Consider the following 22,543-nt stretch of genomic DNA (forward strand, 5'->3'; position numbering starts at 1 on the left):
CGCATCGTCGCACATCGAGTTTCCCGCCCGGGAGCCGATCGCACACCCGCTCGCCGGTTCAGCAGGCGGCACTGAGGTGGCTTTCCGAGCGGCAGGCCCGGCAGCGGCCGGGTTCCGGTGCGCGGAATGCCCTGTCGCAGTCGTCGCAGGTCTGGAAGGGGAGGAGGGCAAGGCGTTCGCCGGGGTGTGCCGGGGGGAGGGGTGGGGTGGGCAGGGGGGTTTCGCGCAGGCGGTAGGCGAGGATGCCGGCCGGGCGGGTCAGGAAGCGGTCGGGGAGCCCGTCGGTCAGGATCTTGACGATCTGCACTCTGCCGAGGCCCGCCGCGAGCCACTGGGAGACGGCCGGCGCCAGCCGTGCGGCTTCCCGTACGGACAGAAGCAGCCGGGGGTCGACCCGCCGCAGCGCGGTGAGTACGGCGACGGCCTCGGGGTCGGCGTCGGCGAGCGACAGCGCTGCCTCGGGCTCCGGTTCGGCCGAGGGCATGGACGTGGGCTCGGGCGGACCGTCCGGCTCCGGGTCCGGGTCGGTCCGCGGATCGGTGCCGCCCGGTACGTCGTAGAAGTACGTCCGGGTGCGGATCTGACCGCTGGGCAGCCGGACCCGGCGCCGCTCCAGGTACCCGGCGGCCTCCAACTCCCGCAGGGCCCGCGAGATCAGGATCTCGCCCTCGCTGAAGTGCCCGCACAGGGCGGCGATGCTCACGGGGGTGCCCTCGGGGAGGGAGGCGATGTAGACCGCGACACCGACAGTGACCGCGCTGCCGCGCCGCTGGGCGAGGGCGTTGGCGAGCACGCAGAAGTCGGCGGTGAGGCGGGTGCGTACGTGGATCACGCCGGACGTCGAAGGTCCGGCGTCGACGCGCAGGGGCGCGTTAGACTGCGAGTCAGCCATTGGGAAGGTTCGTCTTCCTGGTCGGTCAGGTCCTCGTTCCGGGAGTGGTAGTCCCGGGCGGGGGCCGTCTTTTTGCGTTCGTTGCGGCGAACGTAGCCGTCCGAAATCCGCAACTGCAAGCCGGTCACTCGCACGAGTGACGCGGGCCTTCCGGCCGGGAGGGTGGGCGGGCGGGAAGTTCTTTCTCCCGGTTCTTTAGGGAGGTCAGTGGCCTGCCGGACCCCCGCGGACAAGGCACCGGCGGACCCGTGCAAGGGCCTGCGACCGGTGCCCCGTCGACTCAGACCCGGTGACGGCCGGCCTTCAACTCGCCTATGAAGGCAGCCCAGGAGACGACCTCGAAACACAACGCCGGACCGTGCGGAACCTTGCTGTCACGGACGGGGGACGACGGCGCGGGAGCGCGCTGAGCGCGGTACGGACGCCGGCCCTCTTGGGCCGGCCCGCGGATCAGGCGCCGGTCACTCCGTCTATCCGCTCGCGGATGAGATCGGCATGACCGTTGTGACGTGCGTACTCCTCGATCATGTGCACCATGATCCAGCGCAGGGAGATGCCCTGGTCGCCGACATGACCCGCCTCCTGTTCGGACAGGCGGCCGGAGTCGTCCAGCGATGCGTCGGCGATCAGCTCACGGCCCCGGGCGACCTCGGTCTGCCAGGCGGCCATCGCCTCGTCGAACCCCCGGTCCGGGCGCAACGCATAGCCGTCGACGTTGTCCTCCCCGAAGACCGGCGGCACATCGCGACCCGCGAAAATCCGCTGGAACCAGTTGCGCTCCACCTCGGCCAGGTGCTGCACGAGACCGAGCAGCGTCATCGGCGAGGGTGACACGGCGGCAAGCCGCAACTGATCATCCTCGAGGCCGGAACACTTCAGGGTGAGAGTCGCGCGGTGAAAGTCCAGCCATGCCTCCAGCATGGCGCGCTCCTCGGCATGCGCGGGCGGGACAGGGCGTCCATCCGGTGTGGTGTTCATCGGCCCACCCTGGCACGACGACCGCGGCGCACGGCCGCCTTCGCCCGCGACGGACACGCCTCCCGCCCCCTCCCACGGCACGTCCGTCGAGTTCGCCGCCCGTTTCGTCAGGCCCTGTGGAGTCTGTCCACCAGGATGTCGATCACCAGCGGTGTGCGGGGGCCGAAGCTCAGGAGTACTCCGTCCTCCAGGCTGACGACCCGGCGGTTCATGCCTGCCGGGGTCTGGCGGATGCCGGGGATGTCGACCAGGCCGTCGATGCCGCCGACCGATTCGAGGCCCTTGTCCATCATGAGGATGACGTCGGGTGCGGCGGCGACCAGGGCTTCGCTGGTGAGCGGGGTGAAGGGTCTGTCCAGGCCGGTCCTGACACCCGCGTCGGTCCCGCCCGCCGCGTCGATCAGGGAGTCCGCGCCGGAACCCTTGCCGCCCATCAGGTAGACGGCCGCGCTGCCGCGCATGTAGAGGAAGGCGACCTTGGGCTCGCTGCCCTCGGGGACGGACGCCCTGGCCGCCGCGAGGTCCTCGGCCATACGGCGGTTGAGCGCCCTGCCCGCCTCGGGGACGCCCAGCGCCCCGGCGACGCGGGTCGTGCGGGTGGAGACGTCGGACAGCTCGGTCGCCGGGTCCAGGACGACGACCGGGACGCCCGCGTCGCGGATCTGGTCGATGGCCTCGCTCGGGCCGGTGTCGGTGTCGGCGAGCACGACCGTCGGGTGCAGCGACAGGACGCCCTCGGCGCTCACGTCGTGCGCCTTGGTGACCTGCGGGAGCTTCTCGGCCTCCGCGAAGGTCGCCGTGATGTCGCGGCCCACGACCCGGTCGCCGAGGCCGAGCGTGAAGACGATCTCCGCGATGCCGCCGTTGAGCGGCAGGATGCGCGACGCGTCCCGCACGTTCACCTCGCGCCCGTCGGAGGAGTCGACCGTCACCGGCAGTTCCGGGACGGGGGCGTCGCCCTCCAGCGGTACGAGGGTGTTCTCCGCGAGCCGCTTCTCCGCCGCGGCGGCCCGCGCGCCCGCGGAGGCCGGGGTGGCCCCGGAGGACGCCGCCCCGCTGCCGCTGCCGCCGCCCCCGCACGCTGCCGTCAGCAGCGCGAGCGCCAGGGCCAACGGGACGAGGGCCCGCCGCCCGGACGCCCCGGCCGACCGTCTACCGGACCTGCGCATCGCTCATCCCTCCGAATCTGCATCATCCCCGCACGGTTGCCCCGAACAAAGGTTAGGCTAACCTTACAAAATCATGGTGGGGGTGTTGTTGTGATTTCCTCAAGTCGCTTGTGTGGCCCGGGTATTGCCGGTTCCGCGGCCCTGCTGCTGGCCGTGGCCGCACCGGCCGTCGCGGCGTCCCCGGCGACCGGCCCCGAGGGGCAGAGACTCACCGTCTCGAAGAGCTCGGGACTGGATCCGGCCGGCGAGACGGTCACCGTCTCCGGCACCGGCTACAACACCGAGAAGGGCGTCTACGTCGCCTTCTGCGTGGACAACGGGGCGGGCAGGACCCCGACTCCCTGCGTCGGCGGCGTCGACATGTCCGGTGAGTCGGGGGCCTCCCAGTGGGTCTCCTCCCACCCGCCCTCCTACGGCGAGGGCCTCGCCGAGCCGTACCGGGGCAAGGGGCACGACGGCTCGTTCTCCGTGCGGATCAAGGTGCGCGCCAAGGACGCCAACACGGACTGCACCGCGTCCGGTGTGAAGTGCGCCGTCATCACCCGCAACGACCACACCCGGGGCGGGGACCAGAGCCAGACGGTGCGGATCCCGGTGACGTTCCAGGGCTCCGGACCGTCCACACCGGCGCCGGGCACGTCCGCCCCCGCGAGCAGCAACGGCAAGAGCACCGGCGACGGTTCGGACACGGCCGGCGACGGTCCCCTCGCCTCCACCGGCACCACCGCCCTCACCGCCGGCGCGACCGCGGCGGGCCTGGTCGCCGCCGGCACCGGCGCCTGGCTGTGGGCACGCAGGCGCCGTCCGGCCGCGCACGATGGCTGACCCCGATACCCCGAACTCCCCAGGAAGGCTTGAGAAAATGGCGAAGAGACCCGTCGCCGCCGCCGTGACGGGCGGCGCGCTGCTGGCCCTGCTGTGTCCGGGCGCCGCGACGGCCCAGGACGGGCCGGCCCCGCTCCCGCACGAGGTGTCCGGCGGCTACGCGGCCCTCAGGCTCGAGAACCGGGACATGACCCTGGACGTCACCGAGCCGGCCGTACAAGGGGCCGCGGACCGCTCCTGGTTCCCCGTGACCGGCGGCGGCGCGGACGACGAGACCGGCGACGCGGACCTCGAGCTGGGCGGTACGGCGATGCTGACCGCGCCCTTCGGAACCCTGCCCCTCGCCGGGCTCCGGCTGGAGCTGGACGGCGGCACCGGCAGCCTCTCCGCACGCACGGTGGTCGCCGGGCGGGCCCTCGACCGCGTCCTCGCGGAGGTGACGTCGGACTCCGGTCCCGTCGTCCGCGCGAGTGGAGTGACCTGGAACGGACTTCGGGCCTCCCTCTCCAGCGAGGGCGCGGCACTGCTGTCCGAGTGGAGCGGTACGGAGTTCACCGCCGGGGACGCCTTCGGCACCCTCGACGTGACCGTGGGGACGGGCGGCGGGGCCACCCCCGTACCGGACGCGCCCCCCGCCACGCCCCCACCCGCGAGCCGCCCCGCCGAGAAGAGCCGGGAGGAGCCCGTACGGCGGGACACCACCGCCACCGCCACCGTCGCCCGCGCCACGCTCGCCCCCGGCACCGGGCAACAGGTCACCGGCACCGGCTTCGAGCCCGGCGGGATCGTGCTCGTGTCCATCGACCAGGACACCCGCTACCAGGTGGTCGCCGATGAACAGGGCGGCGTCACCAAGGACTTCCCGATGTACGACGGCGCCTTCGAGGGCGTCCACACGGTCGAGCTGTACACCGTGTCCGGCGGTCGCCGTGCCGTCGCGGAGTTCGGCGTGCGGGCCCCGGAGTAGCCGCCCGGCACACCAGGGAGCGGGTCCGGCCGGCCCGCTCTCCGGCGTACCCAAAAGGCCTGCACAGCAACGGAATTCACCGGCCCCCTCACCCGTTGACAAGCACCCCGCTCCCATACTTAGGTTTGCCTTACCTAACCAACAGAAGGGTGTTTTCCCATGAGAGCCGAGCTCGCCCGCGCCGCCCTCGTCACCACCGCCGCCACCGCCCTCACCCTGGGCCTCGCGACCTCCGCCTCCGCCGCGACGGCGACCCGCACCGTCGTCGACGGCGGCACCACGTACAACCTGTCGGTGACCGCCCCCGGCACCGCCTCCGCCGCCGGCCAGGTCGTCCACGTCAGCGGCTCCGGCTTCAACACCGGCCAGGGCGTCTACGTCGGCCTGTGCGCGGTCGAGGGCGCCCCCGGCGCGCAGAAGCCGACGCCGTGCCTCGGCGGCCAGGACGAGTCCGGCGCGACCGGCGCCTCGCACTGGATCAACAACACCTTCGGCGGCATGTTCGCCAACAGCTCCAAGTTCGGCGCCGGCGGCACCTTCGAGGTGGACATCTACGTCAACCCGAACCTCGCCGACGGCACCGTCTGCGGCGTCGACGTCGAATGCGCCGTCGTCACCCGCGCCGACCACCTCGACACCAACGACCGCAAGTACGACGTCCACGTCCCGGTCACCTTCCAGTAGTCCGGCCCCACCACCCCGTCCATCCCATCCGGCCGGGCCCCCACCGGACGAGTGAGGAACTCTCCATGCACCTCAGACGCCCCGCGGCGCTCCTGGGAGCCGCCGCGCTCACGACCGCGTCACTCGCCCTGGGCCCGGCCGCCCGGGCCGCCGACACCCCCAGGACCGGAACGGGCGCGGACGGACAGAAACTGTCCGTCTCCGCCACCGCGGACCTGGACCCCGCCGGCGAGACCCTCCGCGTCACCGGCGAGGGCTACGACACGACCAAGGCCATCTACGTCGCGCTCTGCCGGGACAACGGCGACGGCAAGGTCCCCGGTCCCTGTATCGGCGGCGCCGACCAGAGCGGCCAGGGCGGCGCCTCGCACTGGATCGTCCCCGAGGGCGATCCGTACGCGGGCGTCCTCGCCACCACCTGGGGCGCCGGCGGCACCTTCGACGTCGAGATCAGGGCGCAGGCCGAGGACGCGAGCGTCGACTGCCTCCGCTACTCCTGCTCCGTCGTCACCCGCGTGGACCACCGCAACACCGGCGACCGCTCCCAGGACGTACGCGTGCCCGTCACCTGGGAGGGCCAGGACACCGGCGGGGGCGACGACGGCGGCGACGGCGTGGACGTACCGCCCGGCACGATCAGCTATGTCCGGTCCGCCGCGTACACGAACGTCGGACGCCCGCTGGATCTGCTGCTGCACCCCGACTCCGGGAAGCTGTACGTCGGTTCGGAGAACATCCCCGACACCGGCGACGTGGCCGAACAGGGCCTGTACGTCGTCGACCCCGGGAGCGGCAAGCTGCTCGGCCATATCGCCCAGGCCCCCGGAGCGGGCGGCGCCATGGCCGCACGGGTCGTCCGCCGGATCATCGGCCCGCTCGCCGGTGACGGCGTCTCCTTCCACTTCCCGCTGCGCGGCATCGGCACCGCCAAGGACGGCGACACGGCCGCCCAGGGCCTCTGGTACGACGGCACGTCCTTCACCGGTGTGGGCCAGGACGCCGACACCTCCTCCGTGCTGATCGCCGCGGGACCCGAACTGCGCCGCGTCGAACTCGCCACCGGCACCGTGACGGACACGGTCACCCTGGAGGGCGGTGGCCGGCTCGGCGTGGACGCCGGGCGCGGCACGGCCTGGTCCATCGGCACCGCCGGGGAGACGCGGGTGCTGCGCCGGGTGGACACCGCCACGTTCCAGGTCACCGCCACGACCCGGATCCCCGCCGACGACTCCGTCTTCTTCGTCGAGACGGACCCGAGGACCGGCAACGTCTGGATCGGCGGCACCACGTCCGTGCTCGTCTTCGACAAGGACGGCAAGCCCCTGACCACGCTCCCCGGAGTGGACCGGCCCTCCGCGGCCGCCTTCGACGAGGAGACCGGCCGGGCCTTCGTCCTGCGCGAGGACCTCTCCGACGAGACCGGGGACGACGACGGCTCCGTGGAGATCCTGGACGGCGCGACCTTCGAGCGGGTGGCGGCCCCGGTCACCCTGCCGGGCAGCGAGTCGACCTCCTACGCGGGCATCGCCGTCGCCCCCGGCGCCACCTCCGTGTACGTCACCCGGGGCATGGCGAACGAGGTCGTCGCGCTGGATCTGCGCATGTCGCCCAAGGTCGTCCGGTCCCCCACCGACCGGACCGCGGCCCCCGGCGACGAGGTCACCCTCACGGCCGCCGCCGAAGGCACCCCCGACCCCACGGTGGCCTGGAGCGTCAGCGCCGACGGCGGCCAGACCTGGTCGGCGCTCGAGGGCGCGACGGAGAACACGTACGCCTTCACCGCCGAGGCCGCCCAGGACGGCTACGCGTACCGCGCCGAGTTCACCAACCCCGCCGGTACCACCCGCACCGCGCCCGTCACCCTGACGGTGAAGGAGACCCCCGGCACCGGTCCCACCGACCCGCCCGCCGACGGCGGCGACGACGACGCCAAGCCCTCCGGTTCGCGGACCGTCACCGGCCCCGACGGCCAGAAACTGACCGTGACCCCGGTCAACCACCTCGCCACCGAGAACCAGACCCTGCGCGTCACCGGCTCCGGCTACGACGAGAAAAAGGGCGTCTACGTCGCCCTGTGCGTCGACAACGGCGACGGCGAACTGCCCACTCCGTGCATCGGCGGCGTCGACATGACCGGCGGCTCCCACTCCTCGGCCTGGATCTCCTCCAACCCGCCGGACTACGGCAAGGACCTCGCGACCCCCTACGGGAAGGGCGGATCCTTCGAGGCCGAGCTCACCGTCGACGCCAAGGACGAGTACACCGACTGCTTCAAGGCGAAGTGCGTCCTGGCCACCCGCGCCGACCACACCCTCTCCGGCGACCGCTCCCAGGACGTCAAGGTCCCGGTCGCGTTCACCGGCCAGCCCCCCGTCGCCACGGACGACGACGGCACACCGACCCCGGACGACACGGACCCGCAGGGCACCGGCGGTACGAGCGGGGGCGCGAGCGGCGGCGGCACGGTCCCCACCGGCTCCTCCGCCGGCGGCAGCCTCGCCTCCACCGGCGCGACCGTCCTGTCCGCCGCCGCCCTCGCGGCCGCCCTGACGGCCACCGGCTGGGTCGCGTACCGGCGCAGCCGCGCAACGGCCTGACCACACGCGTTCGCCCCCTCCGGCCGCTCACGCGGGGAGGGGGCGAACGCGTCGGACGGAACCGGACGGACTACTCGTCGTCCTCGGGCTTGTCCGCCTCGTTGATCTCCTGCTCCAGGCCGAGCTGCTCGACGAGCCACTTGTCGAACTCGATCGCGGCCCGCACCCAGCTGACCGTCGACGAGACGAAGTGCTCCAGGCTGACGCCCATGCCGATCAGCATCTGCGCCTCACCGATGAGACGGACCGTGCCGTCGTCATGGGTGTGGGTGTAGACCTTGGGCCACAGCGTGCGCCGGTTCCAGTCGTCGACCGACTCGAGCAGCTGCGGCTTGTCGTCGATCTGGTGCGACCGGTCGTAGAACGTCCGCACGGAGAAGATCTGCTGATCGTCCTCCCCACGGAACATGAAGTAGGTGCGGAACTGCTCCCACGGCGCCGCGAGGTCACCCTCGTCGTCGACGACGTACTTGAGCTCCATCTGGTCGAGGAGCTGCTTCACGAGGTCCTGATCCGGAACGACGGGGCCCGCCGGTCCTTGCGGCTGCGGCTCGGGCTGGCCCCCGAAATTCGGAATCGAGGACGGGTCGATGGTCACCGTGAATTTCCCTTCGTACGGATCCTGCCATCCTCCCTCATGCGGGGAGGGGGGTGGCAAGCCCCGACGGGGCCTGTCCGCCCCCGGCTGACATGATCTGGCCGGTCGGATGAACAGCGGAACGCGGCGAGTGGGGGCACGATGGCGGCAGGGTCCGGGGAGCGGGTCGCGGGGCGGACCCGGTGGGGGAGGTTCGCGCTCATCGTGATCCTTCCGGCGCTGGTCCTGATCCCCCTTCTCGTCGTCTTCGTCGGCATCGTCTTCTCCGAGTCCGACGACCGCCCGCTCGGCGGTGCGGCGCAAGAGGTGCCCTGCGCGAACGTTCTCCGCTTCGGCGGCGCGGCACTCCCTCCGGGTGCCCAGCCGGCCGGGATCTGCACCCGGGAGGGATGGCAGGACCTGCACTACCGGGCGGAATTCCGGATGCCGCGCGCGGACGTCCGGGACTGGCTGGCGCGCACCTATCCGGACGCGCCCGCCCCGAGGACGGAGTTCTGCCCGGACGAGGACGCGGACCTGTGTCTGGGGCTGGGGGAGGCGGAGGGCCTGCCGGAGAGCGTGAGCGCCGACACGGTCCAGGTGAGCGTGGTGCACGAGGACGCCGGCACCGCGCGCGTGCGGTTCGCCGCGTTCACGCTGTGAGCAAGCGTAAGGGCCCTCCCGTCACCGGAAGGGCCCTTACGCCCGTGACTACAGCGTCTTGTCCGTCGCCGGGCCCACGATCAGGTCGTCGCCGAAGCGGTCGACGCGGACCGTGTCGCCGTCCTTGATCTCGCCGGAGAGGATCTCCCGGGCCAGGCGGTCGCCGATGGCCGTCTGCACCAGGCGGCGCAGGGGCCGGGCGCCGTAGGCGGGGTCCATGCCCTCGTCGGCCAGCCAGGTCAGGGCCGTGTCGGTGACCTCCAGGGTCAGCCGGCGCTCGGCGAGCCGGCGGGCCAGCGCGTCGATCTGGAGCCGCGCGATCCGGCTCAGCTCCTCCTTCGACAGGGCCGAGAAGACCACGAGGTCGTCGAGCCGGTTGAGGAATTCGGGCTTGAAGGAGGCACGGACCACCTCGAGGACCTGTTCCTTCTTCTCCGCCTCGGTCGCCACCGGGTCGACCAGGTACTGGCTGCCCAGGTTGGAGGTCAGCACCAGGATGGTGTTGCGGAAGTCGACCGTGCGGCCCTGGCCGTCGGTGAGACGGCCGTCGTCGAGGACCTGGAGCAGGATGTCGAAGACCTCGGGGTGGGCCTTCTCGACCTCGTCGAGGAGGACCACGCTGTACGGGCGGCGGCGGACGGCCTCGGTGAGCTGGCCGCCCTCCTCGTAGCCGATGTAGCCGGGGGGCGCGCCGACGAGGCGGGCGACGGAGTGCTTCTCGCCGTACTCCGACATGTCGATGCGGATCATGGCCCGCTCGTCGTCGAAGAGGAAGTCGGCGAGGGCCTTCGCCAGCTCGGTCTTGCCGACGCCCGTGGGGCCGAGGAAGAGGAAGGAGCCGGTGGGGCGGTCGGGGTCGGCGATGCCGGCGCGGCTGCGGCGTACGGCGTCGGAGACGGCGCGTACGGCCTCGGTCTGGCCGATGAGGCGCCTGCCGAGTTCGTCCTCCATGCGCAGGAGCTTCTGGGTCTCGCCCTCCATGAGGCGCCCGGCGGGGATGCCGGTCCAGGAGGCGACGACGTCGGCGATGTCGTCGGCGCCGACCTCCTCCTTGACCATGGTGTCCCGGGCGGCCTCCTCCTCGGCCTCGGAGGCGGCCTCCAGGTCGCGTTCCACGCCCGGGATCTCGCCGTAGAGGAGCTTGGAGGCGGTGTCGAAGTCGCCGTCGCGCTGGGCGCGTTCGGCCTGGCCGCGCAGCTCGTCCAGCTTCTCCTTCAGTTCGCCGACCCGGTTGAGGGACTGCTTCTCCTTCTCCCAGCGGGCGGTGAGGCCGCGCAGTTCCTCCTCCTTGTCGGCGAGGTCGCGGCGCAGCCGCTCCAGGCGTTCGAGGGAGGCGGCGTCGGTCTCCTTGCCGAGGGCGAGTTCCTCCATGCGCAACCGGTCGACGGCGCGCTGGAGTTCGTCGATCTCGACGGGTGAGGAGTCGATCTCCATACGGAGCCGGCTGGCGGCCTCGTCGACGAGGTCGATGGCCTTGTCGGGGAGGAAGCGGGAGGTGATGTAGCGGTCGGAGAGGGTGGCGGCGGCGACGAGGGCGCTGTCGGCGATCTGGACCTTGTGGTGGGCCTCGTAGCGGCCCTTGAGCCCGCGGAGGATGGCGATGGAGTCCTCGACGGTCGGTTCGGCGACAAGGACCTGCTGGAAGCGGCGCTCCAGGGCCGGGTCCTTCTCGATGCGCTCGCGGTATTCGTCGAGGGTGGTGGCGCCGACCATGCGGAGTTCGCCGCGGGCGAGCATGGGCTTGAGCATGTTGCCGGCGTCCATGGCGGAGTCGCCGCCCGCGCCCGCGCCGACGACGGTGTGGAGTTCGTCGATGAAGGTGATGATCTGGCCGTCGGAGTTCTTGATCTCGGCGAGGACGGTCTTGAGGCGTTCCTCGAACTCGCCGCGGTACTTGGCGCCGGCGACCATGGCGCCGAGGTCGAGGGCGACGAGCCGCTTGTTCTTCAGGGACTCGGGGACGTCGCCCTTGACGATGCGCTGGGCGAGGCCTTCGACGACGGCGGTCTTGCCGACACCGGGTTCGCCGATGAGGACGGGGTTGTTCTTGGTGCGGCGGGACAGGACCTGGACGACGCGGCGGATCTCCTGGTCGCGTCCGATGACCGGGTCGAGCCTGCCCTCGCGGGCGGAGGCGGTGAGGTCGGTGCCGAACTTCTCCAGGGCCTTGTACTGGCCCTCGGGGTCGGCGGTGGTGACCCTGCGGGCTCCGCGGGCCTTCTGGAAGGCGTCCTGGAGCTTCTTCGCGGTGGCGCCCTGCTTCGTGAGGACCTCGCCGGCGGCTCCGCCCTTGGCGGCGATGCCGATGAGGAGGTGCTCGGTCGAGAGGTACTCGTCGCCGAGGTCGCGGGCGCGGGACTGGGCGTCCGCGATGACGGCGAGGAGTTCACGGTTCGGCTGGGGCGGCGCGACGGTCGACCCGGTGACGCTCGGCAGGCCGGCGAGGACGCGCTCGGCGCCGGAGCGTACGGCGGCCTGGTCCGCGTCGGCCGCGGCGAGCAGGTCGGTGATGTTCTCGTTCTCCTGCCCGGCGAGCAGGGAGAGCAGCAGGTGGGCGGGGGTGAGGTCGGGGTGTCCCTCGGTCACGGCCCGGTTGCCGGCGGCCTGGATCGCTTCCCGGCTCCGGTTGGTCAGCTCGGCGTCCACGTATCCGTTCTCCTCCTTGCGGTGACCCTTCAGCGGCCTTCGTGGCTGACTCGGTCAACGTACACAAACTTGAGTCTATGCCACTCAAGGCTGAGGGCGGGAGTATCTCCGGTACTAAGTTCCTGGGTCATGGCCTCGTATTCGGTGGATCCGGGCGATCCGGACGCGTCGTATCTCAGCTTCTGGCGCGAGAAGCACCTGTGCACCCTGACCACCCTCCGTCTGGACGGCACCCCGCACGTGGTGCCCGTCGCCGTCACATACGACCCCGGAGCCCGGCTTGCCCGGGTGGTCGCGAGCAGCACCAGCGCGAAGGTGCGCCACGTGCTGGCGTCCGAGGGCGCCGCCGTGGCGGTGTGCCAGGTGGACGGCCGGCGGTGGGCGACGCTGGAGGGGCGGGCCGTGGTCCGCGGCGAGCCGGAGCGGGTCGCGGAGGCGGAGCGGCGGTACGCGGAGCGCTACGGGCGGACGCCGCGGCCGAATCCGTCGCGGGTCGTCATCGAGATCGCGCTCACACGCGCGATGGGGCGGGGGTGAGGCGGCCCTGCCGGTGACGGCCGTTTTCGGTCATCGCCCGATCCGGCCGATACCCGGATCCTTCCCGCGAAACTGCAGCGGCGTCACCGTGTTCAGGTCACGGTGACGCCGCTGCGGGGGGAAGCACCTGCGCGATCTTTTACGACGGGGGAATCGCGTCAGGCACTGCGGGGGGTGGCAGAGATGGTCCGGGGGGCAGGGGAGTCGGACTCCACCTGCCGGTGGTCCCGCTGGTCCAGGTTCACAAAGATCATTCCGTACCGGATGGCACACCGTACGGGCTTCGGCGCCCCCCTGGGCCGCCTCAGGCACCGGTACGCCCGTACGTCCTCGTCCTCGTCGCGGGTGACGACGACCGGCTCACCGAAGACGGTCACCATCAACGAGTCGCCGCTGTGGGGGATAGCGGTGACCAGGTCGATGAAGTGCCATCCGGACCGGTAGGCGGTAGCCATCTCACGGCGGAAGGAGCGGTCGTCGGGTGGAGTAGTCATGTCAAGCCCACACGCTGTCATCCGTACGCGCCGGCCCTGCCGCCCACACACTGTCGCCCGCGGGTGCGTCCTGGGCGACGATCGGCGGCCACACGCTGTCCGCCAGGACGTCTCCCTTCGCCTCGGAGAAGCCGCTGACCACCCCGAAGGCCACACCGACGGAGAAGGCGGCGACAAGCACCGAGCGAAGCATTTTCTTACCCATAGTCGGCTTCGTCCTCACTTGAAGGTCCCCTCTGTCCCCCGTCGAGTACGACGATGGCTCATTCGGGCACGTCATGGCCACACGATCGGTGCATCATGTTCCTGCATGTTCAGGACCCTGGGGGGTGGAGATTTGGCAACGAAACAGACTAATACGGCACATCCTCATGCGGTGACTGAGCTGTGCGAGGAGGGGGTGCGACTGTACGCGAATGCTCTCCGCGCGGGACGTATCACCCGCGCGGAAGTGGAGCCCGCGCCCTGCTTGATGGATTTCGCCCTCCTTCATCCGGATCCGGACGACGCCCGGTGGCTACGTCCCGTGCTGCCCTCGATCGCGCTCGCGCAGCGGCTGAGCCCGCTGGAGCGGGAGATCACCGAGCGCCGACGGCTGTCGATAGAACTCGCCGACACTTTCGAGCCGTTCATGTCGCTGAGCGCCCAGGAGATCGCCCCCACCCACTCCATCACGGTGCTCGAGGGCAATGACCGCATCAACAGCGCGCTGGACCTGGCCACCGCCCAGTGCCGTACGGAGATGCTGACCGTCCAGCCGAGCGGCCACCGGCCCGAACGCAGCCTGCTGCAGGGCTTCGAGCGCGACCGGCTGCTCATCGAGCGCGGTGTGCGCATACGCACCCTCTATCAGCACACCGCGCGGTTCAACCCCGAGCGGCTGTCGTACGTCGAGCAGTTCGCCAACGGCCGTGCGGAGTACCGCACCATCGACGAACTGGTGGAGCGTCTCATCATCTGCGACGAGACGGTCGCCTTCATCCCCGTGCAGGACGACCGCCAGGTCGCGCTGGAGCTCCGGCACACGGGGCTCGTCCGGTATCTGATCAAGGTGTTCGAGTTCATGTGGAGCCGCGCGGTCCCGCTGACCGCCGGCACACCCTACGAGACGGCGCCCGACGGCATACCGGAGATACAGCACTCCATCGCCAAACTGCTGGTGGAGGGCCACGTCGACGAGGCCATCGCGCGCCGCCTCGGTATGAACGTACGGACCTGCCGTGCCCACATCGCGAAACTCGCCGCCACCCTCGGCAGCGGCAGCCGGGCCCAACTGGGTTATCTCATCGCGGAGTCCGGGATCCTCCACCAGGAGGGAGACACGAAGTGACCTCGCCGGCGCACGAGGGGCACGGGGCGGAGGAGCTCTGCGCCATGGGGGCCGCCCTGTACGAACGCGCCCTGCGCGACGGGGGCGTGAGCGCCCCGGAGGCCCAGCAGGCGCCCTGCATGGCCGATCTGGGCCTCTTGCAGCCCGCCGTGGACGATCCCGAGCGCTGGGAGCCCGTCACGCCCCTGGTGGCCCTCCAGCGGCTGCTGCGGCGCTCCGCGGAACGCGTCGCGGAGGACAGACGGCGCGAGGAGCGGCTGGCCGAGACCTTCGCCTCCTTCCTGCCGTACGGCACCTCGGCGGCGGCGGAGACTCCGACACTGCGGCTGATCAGCGGCAAGGACCGCATCGTCCGGGCGATCGCGGAGGAACTGGCCGGGGCCGGTGACCAGCTCCTGGCCGTCCATCCGCGCGAGGGCCACGTCGGCCCGCCCACCCCGGAGTACGAGCTCGCCCTGGCTCGGGACCAGGCGTTCCTCGACCGCGGCGGCCGTATCCGCACGCTCTACCCGCACACGCTCCGGCACGCCCCCACCGTGCTCGCCCGCTACGAACGGCTGACGGGCGATGTCGAGGCCCGCACCCTGGACGAGGTCACCGAACGCCTCATCCTCGTGGACGGCGCGGTCGCGTTCGTCCCCGCCAACAGCGACCGGAGCCTGGCCCTGGAGGTCCGCCACCCGGCCCTGATCTCCTACCTCGCCACCGCGTTCGACCGGCTGTGGCGCCTGGCCACCCCGATGCACCCCCTGGCCGCCCGCCTGCCCTCCCCGGGCACCGTCACCCCCCGCCAGCACGCCATCGCGAGCCTCCTCGTCGAGGGCCACACCGACGCGGTGATCGCCGACCGCCTGGGCATGAACATCCGCACGGCCCGCGAGCACATAGCCAAACTGGCGGCCGCCCTGGGCAGCAACAGCCGGGCCCAGCTCGGCTACCTGATCGCCCGCGCGGGCATCCTGGACCGCGCGCGATAAGGACAGCCCACCCGTACTCCCACGGCCCCCGGCAGCAGCACCGGGATCCGGGGCGGAGCCCCAAGACGGGACCGCGCCCGACAGCCGCACGCGGTCCGGGGCACAGCCCCCGCACCGGCATCCGGGGCGGAGCCCCAAGACGGGACCGCTCCCGTCGGCCGCACCCGGCCCGGGCGACGCATCCCGCGCGGGAGCCGGCGGCCACGCGGTCCGGGGCACAGCCCCCGCACCGGCATCCGCGGCCACGCGGTCCGGGGCACGGCCCCCGCACCGGCATCCGCGGCCACCGGATCCGGGCGCCGCCCCGGGCCGGGACGGGCCGCGCCACAGCCACTCCCGGCAAGGGTGCGCATCCCCGCGCGGGAGCCCGCGACCACGGGGTCCGGGGCACGGCCCCGGGGACGGGACGGGAAGGGGCGGCGGGGGCGAGAGGGTCCGGGCCCGCCCCCACCGGGCGGCTCACCGCGGACCCGGTGCCCCCCGACCCTGGGGGATCGTCGCCCGGGGCGCGTGGAGACCCGTCTGCGCGATACGGACACCCAGTTGCGTGCGGCTCGCCGCCCCCAGCGTCTCCGACAGCCGCGCGATGTGCGCCCGGCACGTACGGACACTGATCCCCAGCCGTTCCGCGATCACCGCGTCCTGGTACCCCTCCGCCAGCAGCGCCGCGATGGACTGCTCCCGGTGCGAGATGCCCTCGATCCCGGTGTCCGGCAGCGGCGCGGTCAGCGGGATCGCGAGCCGCCACAGCCGGTCGAAGACCGTGCCCAGGTACTCCACCAGCGCCGGATGCCGCAGCTCCAGCGCCATGGACCGCTCACTGTTGGCGGGAATGAACGCGACCGTACGGTCGAAGAGGATCAGCCGCTCGATCACCTCGTCGAGCGTGCGCGCCTCCACCGCGTCGCCCATCAGCTCGAGATAGCTGAGCAGCCCGTGCCCGTGCCGGGCCACATGCGTGTAGAGGTCCCGCATCCGCACCCCGCGCCCGCGCAGCGCCATCGCCCGGTGCAGCCCCTCGGACAGCTCCGCCTCACGCCGGATACCGCCCGGCTGGACGGTGAGCACCTCGGTGGTGCACGCCTGGGTCGCCTCGTCCATCGCCGCCTGGATGCGCGCCACCCCGTCCAGCACCCGGATCGCCGGCCCCTCGGCGGCCGTCGGCGCGGCGGACAGCCGGCGGCCCAGACCGGCGTACCACTCGAAGGCCGACACGGCCGAACCCACCCGGCGCTGGCTGGCGCTGATGTCCTCGTACATCCCGCGCAGCAGCCGGGTCATGACCTCCTGCGGGGAGGTCGGCACCAGCCAGTCCATGTCGTCGGGGTCCGGGTGCAGCAGGGCCAGTTCCAGCAGGCACGGCACCGGCTCGGCGTCCCGGCGCGGCAGCCGTCCGCGCCGTACGGCCCGGGAGTACACACGATCCCCGGCGTCGCACAGTCGGTCAGCACCGTGTGGATGCTCGTCCGTCCCGTGCCCGGCCATCGCCCGTCCCACCCCCGGTTCAGCCACTTTCCGCAGCGCAACTATGCGCGGCCGGAACCGGCTGTGCAACACGCACCGGTTCCGGCGGCGGTCCGGGGACCGGCGGGTGGCCGAATATCGACGGGGGCGGCGGCTACTTCAGCTTGATCTCCGCGCAGGCCGACTTGAAGTCCGCCGTGCAGATGTCCGAGACGTCGTAGATCTTGTCGGCGACGACGGTGCTCGCGATGTTCTCCTTCGTCAGCGCGACCACCGGGACGAGCTGCGCCGGGATGTCCTTGGCGGTGGGGCTGTCCACCCGGTCGCGGGTCAGCGCGTCGAACTGGATGTCCTTGCCCTGGACCTTGGCGACGGCCATCTCCGCGGCGCTCTCGGCCTCCTCCGGGTAGGACTTGTACACGCTCATGTACTGCTCGCCGGTGAGGATCCGCTGCACCGCCGCGAGTTCGGCGTCCTGGCCGGTGATCGGGGGCAGGCTGGTCACGCCGGCGGCCTCCAGCGCCTTCACGATGCCGCCCGCCATGCCGTCGTTGGCGGAGTACACCGCCTTGATGTCGCCCGCGCCGATCGCGTTGATCGCCTCGGTCATGTTGGCCTGGGCGTTCTCCGGCTTCCAGTCCTTGGTGTCGAAGGACTTGGAGATCGTCACCTTGCCCTTGAGCACGGAGAGCGCGCCGGCCTTGAACTGCTTGGCGTTGGGGTCGGTCGACGAGCCGTTCATCATCACGATCTTGTCGGTGATGCTCGCGTCCTCGCCCAGGGACTGCAGCAGGGAACGGCCCTGCACCTCGCCGACCAGCTCGTTGTCGAAGGAGATGTACGCGTCGATCGGCCCCTCGGCCAGCCGGTCGTAGGCGATGACGGGGATGCCCGCGTCCTTGGCCTTCTGCACGCCCTCCGCGATGGCGTGCGCGTCGACCGCGTCCAGCACGATGACGTCGACCTTGTCGTCGATCATGGTCTGCAGCTGGCTCGCCTGCTTGCCGGCGTCCGCCTCCGCGTTGGCGTACTCGACGGTGCCCTTCTTGTTGGTGAGCGACTCCACCTTCGTCTTGAAAATGGGGTAGTCGAACTGCTCGTACCGGGTGTTGGCCTTCTCCGGGAGCAGCAGCCCGACGGTGATGTCGTCCCCCTTGGTCGGGCTCGCGTCGTCGCTGCTCCCCGTCGCGTTGAGCACGCCGCATCCGGCGAGCATGACGGACATGGAGGTGGCGGCCACGGATATGGCGATACGACGACGCATGCGAGGGCTCACTTCAGGTGCGTTTCGGACGTGGGCACAGCTTTGCGGCCCATGTGACTGAAAAGCCAACGCTTCAGCCCCCGCCGGCGTCAAGGTCAACCACTTAACGAGATGGACACAGCACGGTGCGCTGAACTCGTGAGAGACCTGCGGATGCCCGGCAAGGATCATCTGGACACGCAGCCATACCATAGCCACACATGTGTGCGGAGATAAGCCGGGAGGCCCGGAGGTTCGGCGAACCTCCGGGCCTCCCGGCCCACTTCACACCGCGGCTCAGTCGGACTGCTGCCGCTTCGGCCGCCACACCACCAGCGCGCTCGTCTGCTGCACTTCCTGGTAGGGCACCAGGTCACGGCGGTAGGAGGCGTGCACCGCGGCCTCGCGCTGACGCATCGCCGTGGCCGCCCCGTCGAGGGCGGCCTCCATCTCGGCCACCCGGGCCTGGAGCGCGGCGACCTGGTTCTCCAGTTCGATGATGCGCTTGATCCCGGCCAGGTTGATGCCCTCGGTCTGCGACAACTGCTGCACCTGGCGGAGCAGTTCGATGTCACGGGCCGAGTAACGGCGGCCCCGGCCGGCCGTACGGTCCGGCGACACGAGACCCAGCCGGTCGTACTGGCGCAGCGTCTGCGGGTGCAGACCGGAAAGCTGGGCCGCCACCGAAATGACGTAGACCGGGGTGTCCTGGGTCAGTTCATACGGATTGCGTCGACGGCCGTCCATTCAGATCATGCTCCCTTCGCGGCCTGGAACAGCTCCGCCCGCGGATCCTCCTCCGCGGTCGCCTCGCGATACGCCTCCAGCGCGTCACGAGCCTTCCCCGACAGGTCCGTGGGAACACTCACCTCCACGGTGACCAGCAGATCACCGCGGCTGCCGTCCTTGCGGACCGCGCCCTTGCCCCGGGCGCGCATCGTGCGGCCGTTGGGCGTGCCCGCCGGCAGCTTCAGCGTGACCGGGGGGCCGCCGAGGGTCGGGACCCGGACCTCGCCGCCGAGGGCGGCCTCGGTGAACGTCACCGGCACCGTGACGGTGAGGTTGTCCTCCTTGCGGCCGAACACCGGGTGACTGCCGACGTGCACGACGACGTACAGATCACCGGCGGGGCCGCCGCGCTCGCCCGGCGCGCCCTTGCCGCGCAGCCGGATCCGCTGCCCGTCGCTGACGCCCGCGGGGATGCGCACCTGCATGGTCTTCGAGGACTTGGCCCGGCCGCTGCCCTTGCAGATCTCGCAGGCCTCCTCCGCGATCAGACCGCGGCCCTTGCAGTCGGGGCAGGGGTCCGTGAGGGAGAACCCGCCGCCGGAGCCCCGCGCCACCTGCCCGGTGCCGACGCAGGTCGGGCACACGCGCGGTGTGCCGTTCTTGTCGCCGGTGCCCGAACAGGCCTTGCAGGGCGCCTGCGACGACATCCGCAGCGGGACGGTCGCGCCCTCGATCGCCTCGGTGAAGCTGAGCGTCACCTCGGACTCGATGTCCTGGCCGCGGCGCGGCTGGGTACGCGTACCCGCGCCCGCGCCGCCGCGGTTGAACAGGCCCCCGAAGACGTCACCGATGCCGCCGCCGAAGCCGCCGCCCGCCTGCTGGCCGCCGGCCTGACCCCCGAAGAGGTCACCCAGGTCGAAGTTGAAGGAGCCACCGCCGCCCCCGCCCGGCCCCGGCCTGAATCCGCCGTTGCCGAAGAGGGCGCGCGCCTCGTCGTACTCCTTGCGCTTCTTGGGGTCCCCGAGGATGTCGTTCGCCTCGGAGATCTCCTTGAACCGCTCCTCCGCCTTGGCGTTGCCCTTGTTGGCGTCCGGGTGGAACTCGCGGGCGAGCTTCCGGTACGCCTTCTTGATCTCGGCCTCGGTGGCGTCCTTGGGGACGCCGAGGACCTTGTAGTAGTCCTTCTCGATGAAGTCCTTGGTGCTCATCCCCGACGTCCCTCCTTCCTCTGGTCAGCCCTCTTCAGGGCCGTTGTCCTTCTCCTCGCCGGCCTCGGTGGCGTCCTCGGCCTGCGCCGGCTGCGCGCCGGGCTGCGGTTCGGCGACGGCCACCCGCGCGGGGCGGATGGTGCGCTCGCCGATGCGATACCCGGGCTGCAGGATCGCCACGCACGTCGTCTCGGTGACGTCCGGCGCGTAGCTGTGCATCAGGGCCTCGTGGATCGTCGGGTCGAAGGGCTCGCCCTCCTTGCCGAACTGCTGGAGACCCATCTTGGCGATGATCGTCTCCAGCGACTCCGCGACGGACTTGAAGCCGCCGACCAGCTCGCCGTGTTCACGGGCGCGGCCGACGTCGTCGAGGACGGGGAGCAGCTCGGTCAGGAGGTTCGCGACGGCGACCTCCTTGACCGCGACGCGGTCCCGCTCGACCCGGCGGCGGTAGTTCTGGAACTCGGCCTGGAGGCGCTGGAGGTCCGCCGTGCGCTCACCGAGCGCCGAGCGGGCCTGGTCCAGCTGGGCCACCAGTGCCGCTTCCTGGCCGGAGTCGCCGGCCGGGGCCGCCCCCTCCTCCGGGGAGGGCGTGGCGGCGGCCTTCGGCTCGGTCTCGTCGGAGGGGACGTCGGGCTGCTGCGACTGCTCGTCGAAGCCCGGGGTCTCCTCGGTCACGCCGCACCGTCCTTCCGGTCCTCGTCGACGATCTCGGCGTCGACGACGTCGTCGTCGGCCCTGGCCTCCCCGGCACCGGCGGACGGGCCACCGGCCGCCTGGGCGCCCTGGGCGTCGGCGTACATGGCCTGGCCCAGCTTCTGGGAGACGGCCGCGACCTTCTCCGTGGCGGTGCGGATCTCGGCGGAGTCCTCGCCCTTGAGCTTCTCCTTCAGCTCGGCGATGGCGGCCTCGACCTCGGTCTTGACGTCACCGGGGACCTTGTCCTCGTTGTCGCCGAGGAACTTCTCGGTCTGGTAGACGAGCTGCTCGCCCTGGTTGCGGGACTCGGCGGCCTCGCGGCGGGCGTGGTCCTCCTCCGCGTACTTCTCGGCCTCCTGGCGCATCCGGTCGACCTCGTCCTTCGGCAGCGAGGAGCCACCGGTGACGGTCATCTTCTGCTCCTTGCCCGTGCCGAGGTCCTTCGCGGTCACGTGCATGATGCCGTTGGCGTCGATGTCGAAGGAGACCTCGATCTGCGGGACGCCGCGCGGCGCCGGGGGCAGACCGGTCAGCTCGAACATCCCGAGCTTCTTGTTGTACGCGGCGATCTCGCGCTCGCCCTGGTAGACCTGGATCTGCACGGACGGCTGGTTGTCCTCGGCCGTGGTGAAGATCTCGGAGCGCTTCGTCGGGATCGTGGTGTTGCGCTCGATCAGCTTGGTCATGATGCCGCCCTTGGTCTCGATACCGAGGGACAGCGGGGTGACGTCGAGCAGCAGGACGTCCTTGACCTCGCCCTTGAGCACGCCGGCCTGGAGCGCGGCACCGATCGAGACGACCTCGTCCGGGTTCACACCCTTGTTGGCCTCCTTGCCGCCGGTCAGCTCCTTGACGAGCTCGGCGACGGCGGGCATACGGGTGGAGCCGCCGACGAGGACGACGTGGTCGATCTCGGACAGCTGGATGCCGGCGTCCTTGACGACGTTGTGGAACGGCGTCTTGCAGCGCTCGAGCAGGTCCGCGGTCAGCTGCTGGAACTGGGCGCGGGTCAGCTTCTCGTCGAGGTGCAGGGGGCCCTCGGCGGAGGCGGTGATGTAGGGGAGGTTGATCGTGGTCTCGGTGGACGAGGACAGCTCGATCTTCGCCTTCTCGGCGGCCTCGCGCAGGCGCTGCAGCGCCATCTTGTCCTTGCCCAGGTCCACGCCGTGGCCCGACTGGAACTGCTTGACCAGGTAGTCGACGACGCGCTGGTCCCAGTCGTCACCACCGAGGTTGTTGTCACCGTTGGTGGCCTTGACCTCGACGACACCGTCGCCGATCTCGAGCAGCGAGACGTCGAACGTACCGCCACCGAGGTCGAAGACCAGGATGACCTGCTCGTCCTTGTCGAGCCCGTACGCCAGGGCGGCGGCCGTGGGCTCGTTGACGATCCGCAGCACGTTCAGACCGGCGATCTCGCCGGCCTCCTTGGTCGCCTGGCGCTCGGCGTCGTTGAAGTACGCCGGGACGGTGATGACCGCGTCCGTGACCTTCTCGCCCAGGTACGCCTCGGCGTCGCGCTTCAGCTTCTGCAGCACGAAGGCGCTCATCTGCTGCGGGTTGAAGGGCTTCCCGTCGAGCTCGATCTTCCAGTCGGTGCCCATGTGGCGCTTGACCGACCGGATGGTCCTGTCGACGTTCGTGACCGCCTGGCGCTTGGCCACCTCGCCGACCAGCACCTCACCGTTCTTGGCGAAGGCGACGACGGACGGCGTGGTCCTGGCACCCTCGGCGTTGGTGATGACGGTGGGCTCGCCGCCCTCCAGAACGCTGACGACGGAGTTAGTCGTGCCCAGGTCGATGCCGACCGCACGTGCCATTTTGATCCTCCAGCTGACTTGAGTGGAACAGGCTCAAGCATGCA

At 71.2% G+C, this 22,543-nt stretch carries 22 protein-coding genes; 8 read left to right on the top strand and 14 right to left on the bottom strand.

Annotation, left to right across the window (positions count from 1 at the left end):
* Positions 1–58 precede the first annotated feature (58 nt).
* The 4 genes from IF28_RS0105630 to IF28_RS0105640 form a co-directional block, all read right to left on the bottom strand.
* On the bottom strand, positions 59–892 hold the full coding sequence (locus IF28_RS0105630; protein ID WP_030214821.1) for a hypothetical protein: 834 nt from the start codon (positions 890–892) through the stop codon (positions 59–61).
* 280 nt (positions 893–1,172) lie between these two features.
* Complete coding sequence (locus IF28_RS40255; RefSeq protein ID WP_311711161.1) at positions 1,173–1,436, bottom strand: DUF397 domain-containing protein; 264 nt, start codon at positions 1,434–1,436, stop codon at positions 1,173–1,175.
* Positions 1,343–1,870: a DinB family protein gene (locus tag IF28_RS0105635; protein ID WP_030214824.1), complete on the bottom strand. Its 528-nt coding sequence runs from the start codon at positions 1,868–1,870 to the stop codon at positions 1,343–1,345. Before IF28_RS0105635 ends, IF28_RS40255 begins: the two co-directional genes overlap by 94 nt.
* Before the next feature lie 107 nt (positions 1,871–1,977).
* On the bottom strand, positions 1,978–3,039 hold the full coding sequence (locus IF28_RS0105640) for a heme/hemin ABC transporter substrate-binding protein (protein WP_030214826.1): 1,062 nt from the start codon (positions 3,037–3,039) through the stop codon (positions 1,978–1,980).
* A 153-nt stretch (positions 3,040–3,192) separates the two neighbouring features.
* Here IF28_RS0105640 and IF28_RS36155 point away from each other — a divergent pair, with 153 nt between their 5' ends.
* The 4 genes from IF28_RS36155 (at position 3,193) to IF28_RS0105660 (ending at position 8,112) form a co-directional block, all read left to right on the top strand.
* Positions 3,193–3,864: a hypothetical protein gene (locus tag IF28_RS36155; protein ID WP_106981993.1), complete on the top strand. Its 672-nt coding sequence runs from the start codon at positions 3,193–3,195 to the stop codon at positions 3,862–3,864.
* A gap of 37 nt (positions 3,865–3,901) precedes the next feature.
* Positions 3,902–4,831 carry an HtaA domain-containing protein gene (locus tag IF28_RS0105650; RefSeq protein WP_030214832.1) on the top strand — a complete coding sequence of 310 codons (930 nt, stop codon included), beginning with the start codon at positions 3,902–3,904 and terminating at the stop codon, positions 4,829–4,831.
* A gap of 159 nt (positions 4,832–4,990) precedes the next feature.
* Positions 4,991–5,515 (top strand): hypothetical protein, encoded by a 525-nt coding sequence (locus IF28_RS0105655; protein WP_030214835.1) that lies wholly within the window; start codon positions 4,991–4,993, stop codon positions 5,513–5,515.
* A 65-nt stretch (positions 5,516–5,580) separates the two neighbouring features.
* Positions 5,581–8,112: an immunoglobulin I-set domain protein gene (locus IF28_RS0105660; protein WP_030214838.1), complete on the top strand. Its 2,532-nt coding sequence runs from the start codon at positions 5,581–5,583 to the stop codon at positions 8,110–8,112.
* A gap of 70 nt (positions 8,113–8,182) precedes the next feature.
* On the opposite strand, the gene IF28_RS0105665 is transcribed toward IF28_RS0105660, so the two are convergent.
* On the bottom strand, positions 8,183–8,710 hold the full coding sequence (locus tag IF28_RS0105665) for a YbjN domain-containing protein (protein WP_030214842.1): 528 nt from the start codon (positions 8,708–8,710) through the stop codon (positions 8,183–8,185).
* A 141-nt stretch (positions 8,711–8,851) separates the two neighbouring features.
* Between IF28_RS0105665 and IF28_RS0105670 the strand changes: the two genes are divergently transcribed.
* The gene (locus IF28_RS0105670) at positions 8,852–9,352 is read left to right on the top strand and encodes a hypothetical protein (protein ID WP_030214845.1); all 501 of its coding nucleotides are present in this window, start codon (positions 8,852–8,854) and stop codon (positions 9,350–9,352) included.
* A gap of 48 nt (positions 9,353–9,400) precedes the next feature.
* On the opposite strand, the gene clpB is transcribed toward IF28_RS0105670, so the two are convergent.
* Positions 9,401–11,998: an ATP-dependent chaperone ClpB gene (gene clpB / locus IF28_RS0105675; RefSeq protein ID WP_030214848.1), complete on the bottom strand. Its 2,598-nt coding sequence runs from the start codon at positions 11,996–11,998 to the stop codon at positions 9,401–9,403.
* A 129-nt stretch (positions 11,999–12,127) separates the two neighbouring features.
* On the opposite strand from clpB, the gene IF28_RS0105680 reads away from it, so the two are divergent.
* A complete protein-coding gene (locus IF28_RS0105680) occupies positions 12,128–12,535 on the top strand; it encodes a pyridoxamine 5'-phosphate oxidase family protein (protein WP_030214851.1) in 408 nt (135 codons plus the stop codon).
* A gap of 158 nt (positions 12,536–12,693) precedes the next feature.
* Here IF28_RS0105680 and IF28_RS0105685 read toward each other — a convergent pair whose 3' ends face one another.
* Complete coding sequence (locus tag IF28_RS0105685; RefSeq protein ID WP_030214854.1) at positions 12,694–13,029, bottom strand: hypothetical protein; 336 nt, start codon at positions 13,027–13,029, stop codon at positions 12,694–12,696.
* 1 nt (position 13,030) lies between these two features.
* Positions 13,031–13,222 carry a hypothetical protein gene (locus IF28_RS0105690; protein WP_037892746.1) on the bottom strand — a complete coding sequence of 64 codons (192 nt, stop codon included), beginning with the start codon at positions 13,220–13,222 and terminating at the stop codon, positions 13,031–13,033.
* Positions 13,223–13,339: 117 nt separating this feature from the next.
* Between IF28_RS0105690 and IF28_RS0105695 the strand changes: the two genes are divergently transcribed.
* A complete protein-coding gene (locus tag IF28_RS0105695; protein WP_078620884.1) occupies positions 13,340–14,359 on the top strand; it encodes a helix-turn-helix transcriptional regulator in 1,020 nt (339 codons plus the stop codon).
* Entirely contained in the window at positions 14,356–15,336 is a 981-nt protein-coding gene (locus IF28_RS0105700) for a LuxR family transcriptional regulator (protein ID WP_030214863.1), read from the top strand. Before IF28_RS0105695 ends, IF28_RS0105700 begins: the two co-directional genes overlap by 4 nt.
* Before the next feature lie 459 nt (positions 15,337–15,795).
* Here IF28_RS0105700 and IF28_RS0105705 read toward each other — a convergent pair whose 3' ends face one another.
* The 6 genes from IF28_RS0105705 to dnaK form a co-directional block, all read right to left on the bottom strand.
* The gene (locus tag IF28_RS0105705) at positions 15,796–16,821 is read right to left on the bottom strand and encodes a helix-turn-helix transcriptional regulator (protein ID WP_030214866.1); all 1,026 of its coding nucleotides are present in this window, start codon (positions 16,819–16,821) and stop codon (positions 15,796–15,798) included.
* Between the two features lie 133 nt (positions 16,822–16,954).
* Positions 16,955–18,064 carry a sugar ABC transporter substrate-binding protein gene (locus IF28_RS0105710; RefSeq protein ID WP_406710876.1) on the bottom strand — a complete coding sequence of 370 codons (1,110 nt, stop codon included), beginning with the start codon at positions 18,062–18,064 and terminating at the stop codon, positions 16,955–16,957.
* Between the two features lie 276 nt (positions 18,065–18,340).
* Positions 18,341–18,790 carry a heat shock protein transcriptional repressor HspR gene (locus IF28_RS0105715; protein ID WP_030214873.1) on the bottom strand — a complete coding sequence of 150 codons (450 nt, stop codon included), beginning with the start codon at positions 18,788–18,790 and terminating at the stop codon, positions 18,341–18,343.
* A 5-nt stretch (positions 18,791–18,795) separates the two neighbouring features.
* Positions 18,796–19,980, bottom strand: coding sequence for a molecular chaperone DnaJ (dnaJ, locus tag IF28_RS0105720; protein ID WP_030214876.1), 1,185 nt, complete (start codon positions 19,978–19,980; stop codon positions 18,796–18,798).
* A 24-nt stretch (positions 19,981–20,004) separates the two neighbouring features.
* Entirely contained in the window at positions 20,005–20,658 is a 654-nt protein-coding gene (gene grpE, locus IF28_RS0105725; RefSeq protein ID WP_030214879.1) for a nucleotide exchange factor GrpE, read from the bottom strand.
* The gene (gene dnaK / locus IF28_RS0105730) at positions 20,655–22,499 is read right to left on the bottom strand and encodes a molecular chaperone DnaK (RefSeq protein ID WP_030214882.1); all 1,845 of its coding nucleotides are present in this window, start codon (positions 22,497–22,499) and stop codon (positions 20,655–20,657) included. Before dnaK ends, grpE begins: the two co-directional genes overlap by 4 nt.
* Positions 22,500–22,543: the final 44 nt, after the last annotated feature.

Origin of the sequence: Streptomyces sp. NRRL WC-3626 (assembly GCF_000718785.1) — a bacterium.
GTDB classification, from domain to species: Bacteria; Actinomycetota; Actinomycetes; order Streptomycetales; family Streptomycetaceae; genus Streptomyces; species Streptomyces edwardsiae.